The organism is Mediterraneibacter flintii, assembly GCF_055387595.1.
The window spans coordinates 2,559,608-2,577,090 of record NZ_AP031405.1 but is presented as its reverse complement, the minus strand read 5'-3'; the positions used below and the strand labels follow the sequence as shown (position 1 = coordinate 2,577,090).

Genomic DNA, 17,483 nt, shown 5'->3' with positions numbered 1-17,483 from the left:
AAGCTATGAAATTAATCAAAACGAAAGAGGCTGTGGGCTGTGTGCTCTGCCATGATATTACGCAGATTATCCCTGGAGTAGTAAAAGATGCGGTATTTCGTAAGGGACATGTTGTGACGGAGGAAGATATACCCGTACTGCTTTCTGTAGGGAAGGAAAATCTCTATGTATGGGAAAAGGAAGAGGGGATGCTGCATGAAAATGAGGCGGCGGAAATTCTGCGCAAGGTATGTCAGGGAGAGTATATGGAGCCTTCTGAAGTAAAAGAAGGAAAAATTGAACTGACGGCACAGTGTGACGGGCTTTTAAAGATTGACAGGCAGAAGTTAAATAAGGTAAACAGCATAGGAGAGATAGTGTTGGCCTCACGACATGGGGATTTTCCGGTCAAAAGAGGAGACAAAATTGTAGGGATGAGAGTTGTGCCTCTTGTGATCAAAGAAGAAAAAATGCATCGTGTAGAAGAGATCTGTGCGGGAGAACCGATCTTTCATCTGCTTCCTTTCAGAAAAATGAAAGCGGGTATTGTGACGACGGGAAGTGAAGTGTATTATGGACGCATCCAGGATCAGTTTACGCCTGTTGTAAAGAAAAAATTAGAAGAGGCCGGCATGGAAGTCATGGGAAATACACTGTGTAATGATGACGCAGGCATGGTGACGGATGCGATACGAGAATGGATAAAAGAGGGAGCAGGGCTGGTTGTCTGTACAGGTGGAATGAGCGTGGATCCGGATGACAGAACCCCGCTGGCTATCCGAAATGCGTCAGATGAAGTGATTACCTATGGGGCACCGGTGCTGCCTGGCGCGATGTTCATGCTTGCCTATGCAGGAGAGATTCCGGTTGTGGGGCTTCCAGGATGTGTGATGTATGCAAGGCGCACGATTTTTGACCTGGTGTTGCCCAGACTTGCGGCAGGAGAGCGTCTCTGTGCGGAGGATTTCTACAGATTAGGAGAAGGAGGGCTTTGCCTGAACTGTCCTACGTGTACGTTTCCGAACTGTGGATTTGGAAAATAGGAGAGAAAGGAGCTCACATATGACGGGCTTTTATGAACAATTAAGAGAGGCGATGACAGAACAGGAAGGTGACATCTGGATAGAGACAGTATTGGAAGGGCCGGATATGGGAAAAAAGTATCTGCTTGCAGAAAAGGAAAAGAACGAAAAGATGCTAAGAAAGGATGTGCGTATTTTCCTTGAACGGGCAGGACGTACGCCAGAGCTGGTCATCTGCGGCGGGGGACATGTCTCTATTCCGGTGATTCAGATGGGAAGAATGCTGGGATTTACTGTTACTGTATTGGAGGATCGCCCTAAATTCGCCGATCATGCAAGGCAGGCAGGGGCGGACAGGGTATTCTGTGAGCCTTTTGAGGAAGGGCTTTCTAAAATTCCAGGCAATTTGGACACATGGTTTATTATTGTCACCAGGGGGCATCGGTATGATGCGCTCTGTCTGGAGGCAATTTTACATAAGACAAGGGCCTATGTGGGAATGATGGGGAGTAAAAGGCGCACAGCAATTGTGAAAAATCAGCTGGAAGAAAAAGGAATCCCGCGTATAGATTTAGAAAATGTTCATACACCGATCGGGTTGAAAATAGGCGCGGAGACACCGGAGGAAATTGCAGTATCCATTCTGGCAGAAGTCATACAGGTGAAAAATAAAGAAAAGAAAGGCGGCGGGTATCCAAAAGAGATACTATGCGCTTTGACAGGACAAGGAGAAGAAAAGATACAACAGAAAAAAGTACTTGCAACGATTATTTCACGCAAAGGTTCAGCGCCCAGAAGCGTGGGAACGAAAATGTTGATTTTCGAGGATGGAACAGCGATTGGAACCATTGGAGGAGGCTGTGCAGAAAGTGAAATCACGCAAAGAGCGCTTCAAATGCTGCGCATAAACGAACCAAAGTTTCAAATCTGCCCTGTGGATATGACGGCAGAGGAAGCGGAAGATGCCGGCATGGTGTGCGGGGGCGTGATAGAGGTCATGTTAGAAATAGTTGACGGTATTTGAAAAAAATGATAGGATAAGAAAAAAGAATAGATACTTATATAGGTTCATAATCGGTTGAACGTCTCTACCAGCTGCCGTAACAGCTGACTATAAGTGAAAGCAGGCTTAAGTGCCTGCTGTCTTATAGAATATTGGAAAAGGAGTGTTTGACAGATGAATGAATCTATTTTTATTTTACAGGGAGATATTATTTACACAAAAGAAGTCGGCAAATTTGAAATTTGTGAAAACGGATATCTTGTGTGTGAACAAGGAAAGGTAAAAGGGGTATATCGCACGCTTCCATTTACACTTGGCGGAATACCTGTCAAAGATTATAAAGGAAAACTTCTGATTCCAGGACTGGTAGATCTGCATATTCACGCGCCGCAGTATTCCTTCCGGGGACTGGGAATGGATATGGAACTTCTGGAATGGCTGAATGTCAATACATTTCCGGAAGAAGCTAAATATAGAGAGTTAGATTATGCACGAAAAGCATACGAGATTTTTACAGAAAATTTAAAGAAGAGCGCGACTACAAGAGCGTGTATTTTTGCAACGGTTCACAGAGAGGCGACCCTTCTTCTGATGGATCTGCTGGAAGAAGCAGGTCTTGGTACGATGGTGGGAAAAGTCAACATGGACAGGAATTGTCCGGATTATTTAAGAGAAGGCTCTGCAAAAGAGTCTGCTGCTGAAACAGTGGAATGGATACGGGATGTGGAGCATAAGAAATATAAATACACAAGTCCAATCTTAACCCCGCGTTTTATTCCGAGTTGTACAGATGAGCTGATGGAAAATCTGAAAAAAATTCAGTTAAGGTACAGTCTGCCAGTACAGTCTCATCTGTCAGAAAATATCAGTGAGATTGCTTGGGTGAAAGAGTTGTGCCCGCAGGCGGAATTCTATGGTGACGCCTACGATCGTTTCGGCTTGTTCGGAGCAGATGCGCCGACAGTGATGGCACATTGTGTGCACAGTGATGAGAGGGAAATAAAGAGGATGAAGGAAAACAAGGTGTTCATTGCCCATTGTCCAGAATCTAATATGAATGTATCCTCTGGAATCGCTCCGGTGAGAAGATTTTTAGAGGAAGGACTGCATGTAGGAATTGGAAGTGATGTGGCGGGAGGTACTACAGAGAACCTGTTTACTGCAATGGCACATGCCATTCAGGCGTCTAAGTTAAGATGGAGGATACAAGATGAGAGCTTAAAACCTCTTAAAGCAGAGGAAGTATTTTATATGGCGACAAAGGGAGGCGGAGAATTCTTTGGAAAGGTCGGAAGCTTTGAAGAAGGGTATGAGTTTGATGTTGTAGTTCTCGATGACAGCAGGTTAAAGCATCCACAGTACCTGGATATACAGAAAAGACTGGAGCGTATGATTTATCTTGCAGATGATCGTGAAATTGCGGCAAAATATGTAGGTGGGAGAAAGATTTTATAAGAGGCAGGCAGACGAGAAAAAGAGACAGGCAGATGTCAGAGAAATGTTCTGCGGAGGTGACGGTATGGAAAGACAGGAACATATAGTAGGGAAAAGTGTAAAAAGAGTAGATGCCTTTGAAAAAGTGACAGGGCGTGCGAAATATACAGATGATTTGTGCGGCAAGGAAGCGTATGTGGCAAAAATTCTGCATGCGACAGTTGCACACGGAATCGTAAAATCCATTGATACAAAAGAGGCAGAGAAAATACCAGGCGTGGTGAAAATTGTGACCTGTTTTGATGTGCCAAAGATTTATTTTCCTACAGCCGGACATCCCTGGTCCACAGATCCGGCACATCAGGATGTGGCGGATCGTCTGCTTTTGACGGAACATGTCCGATTTTACGGCGACGATATAGCGGCGGTAGTCGCAGAAAATGAAGTGGCCGCAGTGCAGGCGGTCAGGGCGCTTAAGGTAGAATATGAAGAGCTTCCGTTTGTGCTGGATGTACAAAAGGCAATGGAAGAAGGCGCCCCGCAGATACATGATACATACCCCAATAATATTTTGAAGCATACGACTATACGAAATGGAGAGTATGAAAAGGCTCGAAAAGAACCAGAACTTACAAAAGTAGAAGGATGGTACCAGACTCCTACGGTACAGCATTGCCATATTGAAAATTTTATCTGTTATGCCTATATGGAGCAGGGGCGTATTGTGCTTGTCTCTTCTACACAGATTCCCCACATATGCCGTCGTGTGGTAGGGCAGGCGCTTGGGATTCCCTGGGGAAAAGTACGGGTAATAAAGCCTTACATAGGCGGGGGATTTGGAAACAAGCAGGATATTCTCTATGAGCCACTCTGCGCATATCTTAGTACGGTAGTAGGCGGGAGAATGGTGAAGTTGGATGTTTCCAGGGAGGAAACATTTGTATGCAACAGAGTAAGGCATGCGATCCGTATACATATTATCTCCTATGTGAGAAAGGACGGAACATTTGCGGCCCGTAAAATAGAATGTTTTTCTGATCAAGGGGCATATGCATCTCATGGACACAGTATCGGGGCAAAATGTATGAACTGTTTCCCACAGCTTTATCCATGTCCGAATATAGAAGGAGATTCCTATACAGTGTTTACAAATAAATCTGTGGCAGGCGCTATGAGGGGATACGGGATTCCGCAGGCAATGTTTGCTATGGAAAGTCATATGGAGGATGTAGCCAAGGCTATGGGAATTCCTTCTTATCAGCTCCGTTTTCAGAATATTATGCCGAAGGGATTCAAGGACGGCTTTTCAAAAAATGTCAACTATTATGATACATTCCGCGAATGTATGGAGAAAGGAAATAAGGCATTCCGATATGAAGAGAAATTAAAGGAATTTAAGAATCAGACCGGAGAGATACGACGCGGCGTGGGAATGGCGGTATTTTGGTACAATACAGGCGTGTGGCCGATTTCTCTGGAAACGTCTGCATGCAGGATGGTTTTAAATCAGGATGGTTCTATTCAGGTACAAGTAGGAGAGACAGAAATCGGACAGGGAGCAGATACTGCTTTTGCCCAGATGGCAGCGGAGACACTAGGAATTCCCTTTGAAGATGTACATGTTATGACAGTACAGGATACAGACATTACTCCGTTTGGTTTAGGGGCATATGCCTCCAGACAGACATATATGGCAGGCTTTTCTATCCGGCAGACGGCTACGCTTCTAAAGGAAAAGATTTTGGATGCTGCGTGTGAGCTGACTCGTCAGATAAAAGAAAACATGGACATTGTAAATGGGAAAATTGTTCGGACGACAGATGGAAGTATACTGATGACAATGGAAGAACTGGCGATGGAAAAGCTGTACAGCCTGACAAATAATGGACATTTAACAGCGGAGAGTAGTTGTCAGATAAAAAATAATGCGTATTCCTTTGGCTGTACCTTTGCAGAGGTGGAAGTAGATATACCTGCATGTAGGGCAGAGGTCATTGATATTCTCAATGTCCATGACTGTGGAAAGCTGATTAATCCGGCACTTGCAAAGGCACAGGTGCATGGCGGAATGAGTATGGGGATTGGATATGGGCTTACCGAACGTTTGATTTACGATGAGAAGACGGGAAAACCACTGAATAATAATCTTTTGGATTATAAACTGTCGACATTTTTAGATCACCCCAGCCTGCGGGCGGAATTTATAGAAAATTATGAGCCTACCAGTGCTTATGGTACAAAGGCGTTAGGAGAACCTCCTACTTGCTCCATTGCTCCGGCAATCCGAAATGCGGTTTTAAATGCAACAAAAGTGGCGGTAAATGAGATTCCTTTGACACCACATATTTTATTTAAACGGTTCAAAGAAGAAGGTCTTATTTAAGGAGGGGGATTCAGATGTATGATATAAAAGCATTATATGAGGCGGAAAATATATCGCATGCAATCCAGTTGCTTGAGAGACATCCCGCAGCACAGATTATTGCCGGCGGGAGTGATGTGTTGGTACAGATAAGAGAGGGAAAGCGTGCAGGGGTAGAGCTAGTCAGTATATATGGGCTGGAAGAGTTAAAAGGTGTCTGTCTGGAAGAAGATGGTACACTTCGAATTGGTTCTCTGACGAGTTTTTCTCATATTACAAGAGATCCTCTGATTCAGAGAATCATTCCAGTTTTGGGAGAGGCGGTAGATATGGTAGGAGGGCCGCAGATTCGAAATATTGGAACAATCGGAGGAAATACATGTAACGGGGTAACATCAGCGGATTCAGCCTCTACACTTTTTGCATGGGACGCAGTGATCGAATTGACCGGACCGGAAGGGAGCCGCAGAATCCCGATTCAAGAGTTCTATATTCGTGCAGGCAAGGTGGATTTGCGTCCGGCAGAGATACAAACGGGCATCTTGATTCAGAAAAAATCTTATGAAGGCTATGCAGGACATTACATTAAATATGCGATGAGAAATGCGATGGATATTGCTACTCTGGGATGCTCCGTAAATGTAAAACTGACAGCCGACAAAAAGAGCATAGAAGATGTGCGGATTGCCTATGGGGTGGCAGGGCCTGTCCCAATGCGTGCCGTACATGCAGAGGAGGCCGGCAGAGGGAAGGAAATCACAGAGGACAGCATAGAGAGTATCTCCCAGGCTGTACTGGAAGATATAATGCCGCGTGACAGTTGGAGAGCAAGCAAGGCGTTTCGTGAACATATATCAAAAGTTCTCTGTAAGCGCGCATTAAAAGAAGCAGTCTTAAGAGCCGGATATACAGAACTAAAAACGGAACATACAGACTCTCTGCATGTCGATACGGCATATATGGGAGGTGAACAGGGATGAGCAAAGAACAAAATATACAATATAAACTAGTCCGCTGTAAGATCAATGGCGTAGAACGAGAGACAATGGTAGATGTACGAGCGTCACTTACGGATATGCTGCGGGGGGATTACCATTTGAACAGTGTGAAGAAAGGCTGTGAAGTAGGAGAATGTGGAGCATGCAATGTATTGATTGACGGAGAGTGTTATAATTCCTGCATTTATCTTGCGGTCTGGGCAGATGGCAAAGAAATCCGTACACTGGAAGGGCTTTTAGGAGAGAATGGGGAACTTTCAGATATTCAGCAGGCATTTATCGACGAAACAGCAGTACAGTGCGGTTTCTGTACACCAGGGATTATTATGAGCGCGGTAGAAATATTGGAATCTGGAAAAGAATACACCAGAGAAGAACTAAGAAAACACCTCTCTGGTCATCTGTGTAGATGTACTGGATATGAAAATATACTAAACGCAGTAGAAAAAACAATGAAGAAGAGATTAGCGAAATGAAGCGTATGCGGAATTGAGCTGGCACTGCGGAAGTTGACAAAAATGGCTCGCACAAGAGGGCGTGCATTGCAACGTTCGTCAGGGCTTCGCCGGAATTCCTCACTTTTGCAACACACGCCCTCCCTCGCTTACACTTTCGCTAGCTTAAGTTTATAATTTCAGACAGAAAAGAATCGACTTCACGTTGTTATGCATTTCCAATCGGAAGTAAACAAATTTTTCTGGTTGGGAACTCGTGGCAGTGTGAAGTCGATTTCTTTTCTATCTAAACATAATCTTAACATGTAGTTTGTTAATATTATCACTGTCTTAATAGAAAAACGGCTATGATAAATATAGAAAAAGTAAGAAGTATTTATTTTTGAGAGGGTGATATATATGCTGACAAATCTTTTACTTGGGATGATTGTGACGGGTGGAATTCTCTATGGACTGCGTCTAATGAATAAATTAGATGATTGGAGAATGGAAGAGCGAGAGCTTAAGAAGGAAGAAGAGGCAAAGCATAGGACGGCTGTTGTGTTTGGCATGGAGGAAAATAAAGCACTGACAGGCTGGTTTGAAAAAATTGGTGTGGAGACTGTCTGGATGGAAGGGGTTTATATAGAGCAGGGATTAGAGCATGTACGTTATGTAATAGCGGCCGGAGATTCAGATATTGATAATCTTTCTGTGCTGAATCTGTTTCGAAATATGTATCCAGAAGCAGAAACATTTGGAGTTTGTAATGAGAGAGCGAATAGAAAACTTTACAAACAAGCAGGGGGGTATCTGTTCTGGCACCGAGAGGAACTGCTGCAGAGGTTAGAACTGCTGCTTATGGAGCACGAGGCAGGTGTGGCATAATGGGCAGAGTAGGAAAGAGACTGACACAGACACAAATGATCGTTATAGGTTATGTACTGATTATTGCGGCAGGAACGTTTCTTCTTATACTTCCAGTATCCACCAGAGAGGGGATATTTACCTCTCCGGTGGATGCTTTATTTACTGCAACATCAGCATCCTGTGTGACGGGACTTGTTATTGCAGATACCTTTCAGCACTGGTCTATGTTTGGACAAACAGTAATACTGACCTTGATTCAGATTGGTGGTCTGGGCTTTATGACAATCGGCGTCTTCTTCGCGATCGTCCTGCGCAGAAAAATTGGACTTTGGACAAGAGGGACACTACAGGAAAGTGTCAATATTATGCAAGTAGGAGGAATTGTCAGGCTTGTTAAAAAGATTATTATAGGTACCCTGTTTTTTGAAGGAATCGGCGCTTTGATTTTGTCCTGGCGATTCAGTCAGACGATGGAATTAGGGAAGGCGGTATATTTCGGGGTTTTTCATTCTATCTCTGCATTCTGCAACGCAGGGTTTGATCTGATGGGAGAGGAAGCGGCGTATTCCTCTTTTACGACTTATTCTGGGGACTGGGTTGTGAATGTAGTTCTAATGTTACTTATTATCATCGGAGGAATTGGCTTTTTTGTCTGGAACGATATTTCCATCCATAAATTTCATTTCCGAAAATATAGACTACATACGAAGATTACGCTTTTTGTGACGGCTGTATTGATTTTGGGAGGGGCAGCACTTCTATTTATATTTGAACAAGAAAATACCATAAAAGGGATGCCCGTAGACGAACAGATATTATGTTCTTTGTTTGGTTCTGTAACAGCCCGAACTGCTGGATTTAATACGGTAGATACAGGGGCATTGACAGACAGCAGCAAAATACTTACTATTATATTGATGTTTATCGGTGGAAGCCCAGGTTCTACTGCAGGCGGTATTAAGACGACGACATTCGCGGTGCTGCTTGTATATGTACATGCGAATCTCAGACAGAAGCATGATTGTGATATTTTCCACAGAAGACTGGACAATGGAGCGATTCGAAAAGCAAGTGCGGTGATGAGCATTAATTTGTTCCTATCTGTTATGGCAGTGCTTATTATAGTTACGATACACACGATCGATGCAACAGATGTGGCTTTTGAGGTAGTATCGGCGATGGGAACAGTAGGAATGTCTACAGGAATTACAAGGGAACTGGGAAATGTAGCAAAGCTGACATTGATTTTCCTAATGTACTGCGGAAGAGTGGGAAGCATGACATTTGCGCTCTCTCTACGCGGGCACAAGGTGGAAGCCCCTGTAAGAGAGCCGGCAGAACAGATTATGATAGGGTGAGTTCCCCTTTCTTTATAAGAGATATGCAGCGAAAGTGAGAGGGGATAAGGAGGAAAAATGAAATCGGTTTTAATTATAGGATTGGGAAGACTTGGACATCATCTCTGTGTTAATATGTCCCGTTTGGGAAATGAAGTGATGATTGTAGATGAAGATGAGGAGAGCATGCAGGATCTGCTTCCCTATGCTGTGATGGCAAAAGTGGGTGACTGTACAAAAGAAGATGTGTTAAAAAGCCTGGGAGTCGGAAATTTTGACATCTGCTTTGTATGTATCGGATCAAATTTTCAGAGCAGCTTGGAAATCACAAGTTTATTGAAAGAGATGGGTGCAAAGTATGTTGTAAGCAAAGCAAACCGTGATATTCAGGCCAAATTTTTGTTGCGTAACGGTGCAGACGAGGTTATTTATCCGGATAGGGATGTAGCAGAAAGGCTGGCAGTAAAGCATAGTGCGAATCATGTATTTGATTATATTGAGCTGACAGAAGGATATTCGATATTTGAGATTCCTCCAATGAAAAGCTGGGTAGGGAAGAGTATCCGTCAGATCGCGATCCGTTCTACCTATCATGTCAGTGTTCTTGGTATCAAGGTGGACGGTCATTTAAATCTTCTGCCGCAGTCAGACAGAATACTGGAGGCGGACGATCATTTGATGGTGGTAGGGCTGAAAAAGGATATTGATAGGATACTGGCAAATATTTGAGTAAGAGGATGTAAGGATTTATCAGAGGCAAGATAGGAGGCAGAGGTGAAAAGGACAAAAAAATTACTGCAAAGGACAGGAGCTTATAAAAGGCTTGTCTATATACTGCGGAGCGTGCTGATTGTATTGTCCGCCAGCCTTGTGTGTCTATTGCTGAATCGGTTCGGAATAGAGAAGGAAAATGGGCTGATGGTATTTTTGGTAGGAGTGCTTCTAATCAGCGTTTTTACCGAAGGATATGAATATGGGATTATTGGAGCAGCGGTCAGTGTAATGATGTTCAATTATTTTTTTACAGTTCCGGTGCATACGTTTGCAATTATGAATCCAAACGATGTGGCGCTGCTCGTATTTTTTTTGATTGCTGCCTGTATTTCTTCTAGTCTTGCTGTGCGTTTTCAGAAACAGTTTCTTATTTCCCAGAAAAATGAACAGACGGCGTTGCGTCTTCTGGAAATGTCAGAGAAATTTATCAATGTTACGGGAAAGGAAAATATTATCCGACTGGGACAGAGGTATATCCGTGAGTATACTGGATATGAATGTATAGTGGAAGGGAAAGAAGAAAGTGCGAAGATAGAAGGGAAAAAAGACGCAGAAAAGGAAGAAGATGCCGGTGATTATCTGCTGTTTCCTATTGGTGGAATGTTGCGGCAGCAGGGGATACTAAAAGTGTATAATCACAGACAGGGGATACATCCAGAACAGGAAATGCTGATAAAAGCAGCAGCAAACCAAATCGGGATTGCCCTTGACAGAGAAATGATTTATGCACAGCAGGAACAGACTCGGCTGGAGGTGGAACGGGAGCATATGAAAAGTAGTATGCTACGTAGTATTTCCCATGATTTCAGAACGCCACTTACAGGAATTATTGGGGACTGTGGACTTATATTAAACGGACATGATCAGGAGGAAACAGGGCAAAAGGAATTGGTAAGAGATGTAATGGAGCAGGCAATTTGGCTCAATAAGATGATGGAAAATATTTTAAGCATGACGAAGATAGAAAGCGGAGCACAGTTCATTGAGAAAAGTCAGGAGGTAGTGGATGATCTTGTCTATGAAGCAAAGAAGCACATTATTGGACTAAAGGAGCACAGGGATTTTCGCAGTTCTCTTCCGAAAGAAGTGATTGTTGTACAGGCAGATGGAAAAATGATTGTACAGGTATTGGTGAACCTTCTGGACAATGCTATGAAGCACACAGAAGAAGGGGGAAAAATCAGCCTGAATGTATTTCATAGAAAGGGAAAGGTTTATTTTGTTGTGGAAGATGACGGAAAAGGAATTGTGCAGGGTATGGAGGAGAAAATTTTTGGAGAATTTGTATCTATTTCGGAGAACAGTGTAGGAATAAAAGGCAGTACAGATCAAAAAAGAGGAATTGGGCTTGGACTTGCGATTTGTAAGGAAGTTGTAGAAGCGCACGGAGGAAAGATCTGGGCGGAGAATAGAACAGAAGGGGGAGCGAGGTTCACCTTCTGGCTGAAGGCAGAACAGGTGGAATAGGATGGAAGAGAAGAAGAATATTTTAATTGTGGAGGATGATAAATATATTATAAATTTTTTATCTATGTCTTTAAAGGAAGAGGGATATGGATATTACACTACAGGGACTGTGAAAGAGGCGATTCGTCTTTTCTATGCAAATCGTCCAGATTTGGTGATTTTAGATCTGGGTTTGCCGGACGGAGATGGGATGGAGGTACTTAGAAATGTTCGGGAGATTGCGGATGTACCGGTAATTGTAGTGTCGGCAAGGCAGGAAGAGCAAGAAAAAATACAGGCATTAGATGAAGGGGCGGACGATTATGTTACAAAACCTTTCTATATGGGAGAGCTGCTCGCAAGGATTCGTGCAGCAATGCGCAGAAAAGAAAAGAGAGGAAAGGAAGAAGACACAGTTTTTTGCAAGGATGCCCTGGTAGTGGATTATACAAAGAGAACAGTGGAGGTAAACGGTACGGAAGTACATCTGACACCGATTGAGTATAAAATCCTTATTCTTTTAATTGAGAACCGTGGAAAAGTACTGACGCAGAACTATATTCTAAAAGAGATATGGGGATATACGCAAGGGGTAGAAGCAGGAACCTTAAGAGTGTTCATGGCGACCCTTAGACGAAAGATTGAGGAAAACCCCTCGGAACCCAAATATATTGTCACGGAAGTGGGAGTAGGATACCGTTTCCAAGCATAATATAAAGAACGGACGGCTATGTTTAGCACAACAGTAAAGAGAATAAAGCGCAGGAATTGACAGAATATAGCCCTGGAGGCGACATAATCTATGGAGTGCCTCCAGGGCATCTCGCATTTCATGCCTGTCTCGGAGGACAGGCTTTGCCCGATAAGGTATGCAGAATATCTGGAATTTTGGAGGAAGCGGGAAAAATCTGGTAGCTGGGTTCATTGATATCTTCCAGATAATGAGCATCTGAACTGCTGATCATATGGCAGTTTAAAAAATAAGGATGCTGTTTTTGGATTGTATGTAGATTTTTGAAATCATGGATTTCCGCACAGGTAAATGTACTGTCAGGCGGAACAAAGCCAAGATTTGAAAGCAGGCTGGTGGAAGGTTTGTCAATGTGGGCTGGGTACGCGATACCGCCGTAAGAAGCTACAAGTAAAAAAGCCTCGTCAAAAGTGATATTTGTAGCATTGATTAATAGATTTTTGACTGTTTCTACTACAATGTCATGTTCGTCCATAACTTGCTGCTTTCCAAAAATACATTCATCATTTTCTACTGCCTGAAGACGGCTGTATACGTACTGGTCAAAGGCAAGTGCTGCGTCTAGTTCAGGAAAGAGGCAGATGATATGCACTTCCTCAATAGTACACAATTCCATGCCGGGAATCACAATAACACCATACTGTTGTCCGTGATGTATGGCAGCAGGACAGTTCTTACAGCTATTATGATCTGTAAGAGCGATGACATCCAGCCCTTTTACGGCTGCCATTCCTACAATATTGGCAGGTGTCATATCATCATCCCCGCAGGGAGAGAGGCAAGAGTGTAGATGTAGATCATAATAAAGACCGTTCACGAAAGCCCTGCCTCATAGATTTCCAGTGCGATGTCAAACACGGGAAGTGTTGTAGACAATACGGCGATTCCTTCCTCTTCTGCTTTGGCAAGTGTTCCCTCGTCCAGAGAAACACCTTCTGCCAGGACAATACAGGCAACATCAGCCAGAGAAGCTACAGCGAGTGTATTCTTATTCCCCATGACTGTGACCCAGACACTATCAGCGGGCGCTTTGCTCATGGCAATGCTTAAGAGATCACAGCAGAATACTTTGGAAACTGTTCGGTCAGGATTACCCTTTGCAAGAAGGGTACATTCCGGCAGAGTGAGAATGGATTTCAATTCCATATTATTCCTCCTTTTTCGGTACGCCGAATTCAGAAAGCTCGGCGGTTAGTTTTTGAATATAATCGGAGAGCAGTCGTGAGTTTTCATCCTGACAGCCTCCCGATAGATGCATCGCTTTTGACAGGTGTTCAATTTCTTTTGACAGGCTGGAAATATGTTCTCTTAGCACATAGATACAGTCATTACTCGTAGCGGCACCGCGTACGATATCTTCTGCCAGAGTCTGACAGGTGGGCGCTCCACAGGAACCGCAGTCCAAACCAGGGAATTTTTTGGTGAGTGCCTCTACGGTACTCATCATTTCCAGACTTTCCTTGAAAGTATTGCCGAGACGGAATACCGGCTCATATTCTACATTGTCATCCCAGTAAAGATTCTTTGCTTCCGGTGTTGTAATAAGATGACTGCGGGATACCGGCTGATATTTAAGGATACGTTTGGTTTTAGTGGTGGCAACATATGCATTTTCAACCGTAAGGGTTCCACCTACGCAGCCACCATTACAGGCATTCAATTCAACGAATTTCAGACCATGAATTTTCTCATCCTCCAGTTCTTCCAATACTCTTAAGATATTGACGATACCATCGGCAGCAAGATAATTGTCTACTAAGAGTCCGCCCACTTCTCCTCCGGCATTGCTCCACCCGATACCGATTCTTCCGGAAGCAGCCAGTGGCGTTAACTGACTTTCGTCTCGGCTCATAAGGGGAAGTAAAAGCGGATAGACATCCTTGATTGCAACGACTTTATCGATGTTACTTTTGTCAATTCCAAGAGGTGCTTTTGCATAGGAGACTTTAGAAGGACAAGGAGAAATAAAGATAATTCCAATATCCTCTGAAGGAAGCCCTGTCTTTTGGATTGCCCTCTTGCGTGCGATTTCTGCCGCAACCTCTACAGGAGGTTTAATAGGAAGGAGTCGGGAAATCAAAGAGGGAAATTTTACCCGTATCAGTCGAACGACAGAAGGACAGGCGGAACTGATAAAGGGAGCCTCGTCGGCATGCGCCTGTATGTACGCTCGGGACACCTCCGAGACAAGTTCTGCCGCCGCGCTGACTTCATATACATCATCGAAGCCTAATCGGATTAAAGCGTTTAATACAATGTCTACATTGGACAGATTATTATACTGGGCATACAGCGAAGGCGCCGGCAGAGCCACGGTGTATTTATAGTCGTTCATAACGGCGAGGGGGTCATAAGCAGGAATTTTAGCATGATGCGGACAATAGCGGATACATCTGCCGCAGTCGATACAGAATTTATCTATGATATGTGCTTTGCCGTTGTGCACGCGGATTGCTTGGGTAGGGCAATATTTGATACAGTTGATACAGCCCTGGCAGGCATCCTCATCAAGGCGCACAGAACGGATGAATTTGTTCATCTGTCACCCTTCCTTTCTTTATAGAAATACTTTCATGGTGACGGTAGTTCCTATGCCTGGGGTACTCTCTATCTGAAATTCGTCTGAGAATTTCTTCATATTAGGAAGCCCCATGCCAGCACCGAATCCTAAGGAACGTACCTCTTCGGGAGCTGTGGAATAACCTGCCTGCATCGCTTTAGAAATGTCTTTGATTCCAGGGCCCTGATCTGCAAGAATCATTTCAATTTCCATGTCAGAGATAGCCACAGTGATCGTACCACCATTGGCATGAATCACCATATTGATCTCTCCTTCATACATAGCAATCGCGGTTTTTCGGATGGCTGCGTCATCGACACCGAGTTGTTTTAACTTGTTTTTAACGGAGCTACTGGCTTCACCGGCACGTGTGAAGTCATCGCCGGAAATAGCATATTGAAAAGTTAGCTTTTCACTCATGTCAGGCACCTCCCCGCAACCCGTGTTCATATAGAATCCCACAGGCGGTAAACATAAAATGTTCCGTGGTAAGAAGCACAATTTTTTTGTTTCGGGCAAGAGAAAGTATATTTTCATCGGGCATTTTGCCACGAACAAAAATAATACAGACAATATCAAGCATCTCCGCTGTCCGTACAACCTGTGGATTGCATAAGCCGGTAAGCAGTACAGAACATTTGCCACAGAAGGCGAGTACATCGCTCATCATATCGGCGGAAAATATAAACTGCACATCCTGATCTAAAAATTCTTCGCCAAAAAGCAGCCTGGCGTTTAAGGCGTCCTGCATTTCTTTGATCGTCATAGACTGTCCTCCATAAAAATATAGAATACTTTCAGTATATCATTGAAAAGCAGAATAAGCAATGCGGCGCATTGTGTAAAATGCATGTAAAATAGTCTTTGATAAACTTTTAGATTGGAAAAATATGTCAAGAAAAATGAAAATGAATCTCAAAATTATTAGTAAAATTATATAAAAAATAGATAATAATTTGGTGGAACTTTGTTATACATTGTGTTAAGATATAATCAATGTAGCTCTAAATGCAGAAATGGAGGTTAAAGAATGCTTGAAAAAAAGGAGACTGTTCCGTTTTCCGGAACAAAAGAACAAGAAGAATCATTGATGAAAGTGATAGCTGAACTCAAAGACGAGAAAGGCGCCCTGATGCCAATTTTACAAAAAGCGCAGGACATATACGGCTATCTTCCCATAGAGGTTCAAAAGATGATTTCGGATGAGACGGGTATTCCAATGGAAAAAATTTATGGAGTTGCAACGTTCTATTCACAGTTCACTTTAAATCCGAAAGGTAAGTATCAGATTTCTGTCTGTCTTGGGACAGCATGTTATGTCAAAGGTTCCGGAGATATTTATAATGCATTGATGGAAAAACTTGGAATTGTGGGCGGAGAATGTACACCCGATGGAAAATTCTCTCTGGATGCGTGCAGATGTGTAGGGGCGTGCGGTCTGGCTCCGGTTATGATGATCAATGGGGAAGTCTATGGACGTCTGACGGTAGATGACATAGACGACATTCTGGCAAAGTATGAATAAGCTATGATGCCAGAGATCGCAATGCATATTTTGGATGTGGCGGAAAATTCAGTTCGTGCGAAAGCAAGGCTGATTGAGATAACAGTATCTGTCAGGCCAGATAATAATAAACTGGTGGTAGTGATAAAAGACGACGGCTGCGGAATGGACAAAGAACAAGTGCAGCAGGTTCAGGATCCGTTTTTTACGACCAGGAAGACTAGGAGGGTAGGCCTTGGGGTACCGTTTTTTAAGCAGGCGGCAGAGAGCACGGGCGGAACATTCAGAATAGATTCAGAAAAGGGGAAAGGGACAATTGTAGAGGCGGTATTTATTCTGTCCCACATTGACAGGATGCCGCTTGGAGATATCACCTCCACCATACATACACTGATTGTTTTTAATGAAGCTGTGGAGTTTGTTTATACCTATCAGTATGGAGACAAACAGTTTAGGCTGGATACAAGGGAAATGCGCGAGATTATAGGAGACGGAGTTTCCTTTGCCGAGAAAGAGATTTCAGAGTTTATAAAAGAATTTCTTGCGGTAAATAAAGAAGAGACAGACGGTGGAGTCAATATCTGAGATGTAAAGATTACGGAAAAAGAAAGAGAGGAAAAATATGAAAAGCCTGGAAGAATTACGCGCAATCAGAGAGAAGATGCAAGGGAAAGTAGGAGTGCGCGCGGAGAATGAAAATCAGACAAGAGTAGTAGTCGGCATGGCAACATGCGGGATTGCGAGTGGTGCAAGACCGGTTCTTAGCACGCTTTCTGATGCAGTTCAACAGGAGGGGCTGTCAAAGAAAATCAGCGTGACGCAGACGGGGTGCATTGGATTGTGTCAGTATGAACCGATTGTAGAAGTAATGGAGCCTGGAAAAGAGAAGGTAACATATGTGAAAATGAATCCTGAAAAAGCAATGGAAGTATTTAAACTTCATTTAGTAGGCGGCCAGGTAGTGACAAAATATACCTTGTCGGGCGAAGCCCGCCAGCCGGAATAGAAA

General features: G+C 43.5%; 19 protein-coding genes and 1 riboswitch. Of the genes, 14 read left to right on the top strand and 5 right to left on the bottom strand.

What is annotated here, in order from left to right; all coding sequences use genetic code 11:
- The first annotated feature begins 5 nt into the window (after nt 1-5).
- From ACZ5C4_RS12225 to ACZ5C4_RS12175, 11 genes are all read left to right on the top strand, one after another.
- Nucleotides 6-1,022, top strand: coding sequence for a molybdopterin-binding protein (locus ACZ5C4_RS12225; protein WP_464521236.1), 1,017 nt, complete (start codon nt 6-8; stop codon nt 1,020-1,022).
- Between the two features lie 19 nt (nt 1,023-1,041).
- Nucleotides 1,042-2,025, top strand: coding sequence for an XdhC family protein (locus ACZ5C4_RS12220; protein ID WP_464521235.1), 984 nt, complete (start codon nt 1,042-1,044; stop codon nt 2,023-2,025).
- Nucleotides 2,026-2,039: 14 nt separating this feature from the next.
- Nucleotides 2,040-2,135: riboswitch (purine riboswitch) on the top strand.
- 43 nt (nt 2,136-2,178) lie between these two features.
- Nucleotides 2,179-3,459, top strand: a complete 1,281-nt coding sequence (locus tag ACZ5C4_RS12215) for an amidohydrolase family protein (protein ID WP_464521234.1) — start codon at nt 2,179-2,181, stop codon at nt 3,457-3,459.
- Between the two features lie 64 nt (nt 3,460-3,523).
- Nucleotides 3,524-5,821, top strand: a complete 2,298-nt coding sequence (gene xdhA, locus ACZ5C4_RS12210; RefSeq protein WP_464522346.1) for a xanthine dehydrogenase subunit XdhA — start codon at nt 3,524-3,526, stop codon at nt 5,819-5,821.
- 14 nt (nt 5,822-5,835) lie between these two features.
- A complete protein-coding gene (xdhB, locus tag ACZ5C4_RS12205) occupies nt 5,836-6,780 on the top strand; it encodes a xanthine dehydrogenase subunit XdhB (RefSeq protein WP_464521233.1) in 945 nt (314 codons plus the stop codon).
- A complete protein-coding gene (xdhC, locus tag ACZ5C4_RS12200; protein WP_464521232.1) occupies nt 6,777-7,274 on the top strand; it encodes a xanthine dehydrogenase subunit XdhC in 498 nt (165 codons plus the stop codon). Before xdhB ends, xdhC begins: the two co-directional genes overlap by 4 nt.
- Before the next feature lie 378 nt (nt 7,275-7,652).
- On the top strand, nt 7,653-8,120 hold the full coding sequence (locus ACZ5C4_RS12195) for a Rossmann-fold NAD(P)-binding domain-containing protein (RefSeq protein WP_464521231.1): 468 nt from the start codon (nt 7,653-7,655) through the stop codon (nt 8,118-8,120).
- The gene (locus tag ACZ5C4_RS12190; RefSeq protein ID WP_464521230.1) at nt 8,120-9,460 is read left to right on the top strand and encodes a TrkH family potassium uptake protein; all 1,341 of its coding nucleotides are present in this window, start codon (nt 8,120-8,122) and stop codon (nt 9,458-9,460) included. The genes ACZ5C4_RS12195 and ACZ5C4_RS12190 overlap by 1 nt, the downstream gene beginning before the upstream one ends.
- Nucleotides 9,461-9,517: 57 nt before the next feature.
- Nucleotides 9,518-10,168 (top strand): potassium channel family protein, encoded by a 651-nt coding sequence (locus tag ACZ5C4_RS12185; RefSeq protein ID WP_464521229.1) that lies wholly within the window; start codon nt 9,518-9,520, stop codon nt 10,166-10,168.
- A 45-nt stretch (nt 10,169-10,213) separates the two neighbouring features.
- On the top strand, nt 10,214-11,680 hold the full coding sequence (locus ACZ5C4_RS12180; RefSeq protein WP_464521228.1) for a sensor histidine kinase: 1,467 nt from the start codon (nt 10,214-10,216) through the stop codon (nt 11,678-11,680).
- A gap of 1 nt (nt 11,681) precedes the next feature.
- On the top strand, nt 11,682-12,371 hold the full coding sequence (locus tag ACZ5C4_RS12175) for a response regulator (RefSeq protein ID WP_464521227.1): 690 nt from the start codon (nt 11,682-11,684) through the stop codon (nt 12,369-12,371).
- A gap of 118 nt (nt 12,372-12,489) precedes the next feature.
- Here the strand turns inward: ACZ5C4_RS12175 and ACZ5C4_RS12170 are convergent, their stop codons facing one another.
- From ACZ5C4_RS12170 to ACZ5C4_RS12150, 5 genes are read right to left on the bottom strand one after another with little or no spacing between them, the layout of a single operon-like run.
- On the bottom strand, nt 12,490-13,227 hold the full coding sequence (locus ACZ5C4_RS12170; protein ID WP_464521226.1) for a PHP domain-containing protein: 738 nt from the start codon (nt 13,225-13,227) through the stop codon (nt 12,490-12,492).
- Nucleotides 13,224-13,556, bottom strand: a complete 333-nt coding sequence (locus ACZ5C4_RS12165; RefSeq protein ID WP_464521225.1) for a hypothetical protein — start codon at nt 13,554-13,556, stop codon at nt 13,224-13,226. The genes ACZ5C4_RS12170 and ACZ5C4_RS12165 overlap by 4 nt, the downstream gene beginning before the upstream one ends.
- A gap of 1 nt (nt 13,557) precedes the next feature.
- Nucleotides 13,558-14,949 (bottom strand): [Fe-Fe] hydrogenase large subunit C-terminal domain-containing protein, encoded by a 1,392-nt coding sequence (locus ACZ5C4_RS12160; protein ID WP_464521224.1) that lies wholly within the window; start codon nt 14,947-14,949, stop codon nt 13,558-13,560.
- Between the two features lie 18 nt (nt 14,950-14,967).
- On the bottom strand, nt 14,968-15,390 hold the full coding sequence (locus ACZ5C4_RS12155) for an ATP-binding protein (protein ID WP_464521223.1): 423 nt from the start codon (nt 15,388-15,390) through the stop codon (nt 14,968-14,970).
- 1 nt (nt 15,391) lies between these two features.
- Nucleotides 15,392-15,736, bottom strand: coding sequence for a DRTGG domain-containing protein (locus ACZ5C4_RS12150; RefSeq protein WP_186874070.1), 345 nt, complete (start codon nt 15,734-15,736; stop codon nt 15,392-15,394).
- Between the two features lie 264 nt (nt 15,737-16,000).
- Between ACZ5C4_RS12150 and ACZ5C4_RS12145 the strand changes: the two genes are divergently transcribed.
- The 3 genes from ACZ5C4_RS12145 to ACZ5C4_RS12135 are packed head-to-tail and all read left to right on the top strand — an operon-like array spanning nt 16,001 to nt 17,480.
- A complete protein-coding gene (locus tag ACZ5C4_RS12145; RefSeq protein ID WP_464521222.1) occupies nt 16,001-16,495 on the top strand; it encodes an NADH-quinone oxidoreductase subunit NuoE family protein in 495 nt (164 codons plus the stop codon).
- Nucleotides 16,496-16,498: 3 nt separating this feature from the next.
- A complete protein-coding gene (locus tag ACZ5C4_RS12140; protein WP_464521221.1) occupies nt 16,499-17,059 on the top strand; it encodes an ATP-binding protein in 561 nt (186 codons plus the stop codon).
- Nucleotides 17,060-17,096: 37 nt separating this feature from the next.
- Nucleotides 17,097-17,480 carry a (2Fe-2S) ferredoxin domain-containing protein gene (locus tag ACZ5C4_RS12135; RefSeq protein WP_464521220.1) on the top strand — a complete coding sequence of 128 codons (384 nt, stop codon included), beginning with the start codon at nt 17,097-17,099 and terminating at the stop codon, nt 17,478-17,480.
- Nucleotides 17,481-17,483 lie beyond the last annotated feature (3 nt).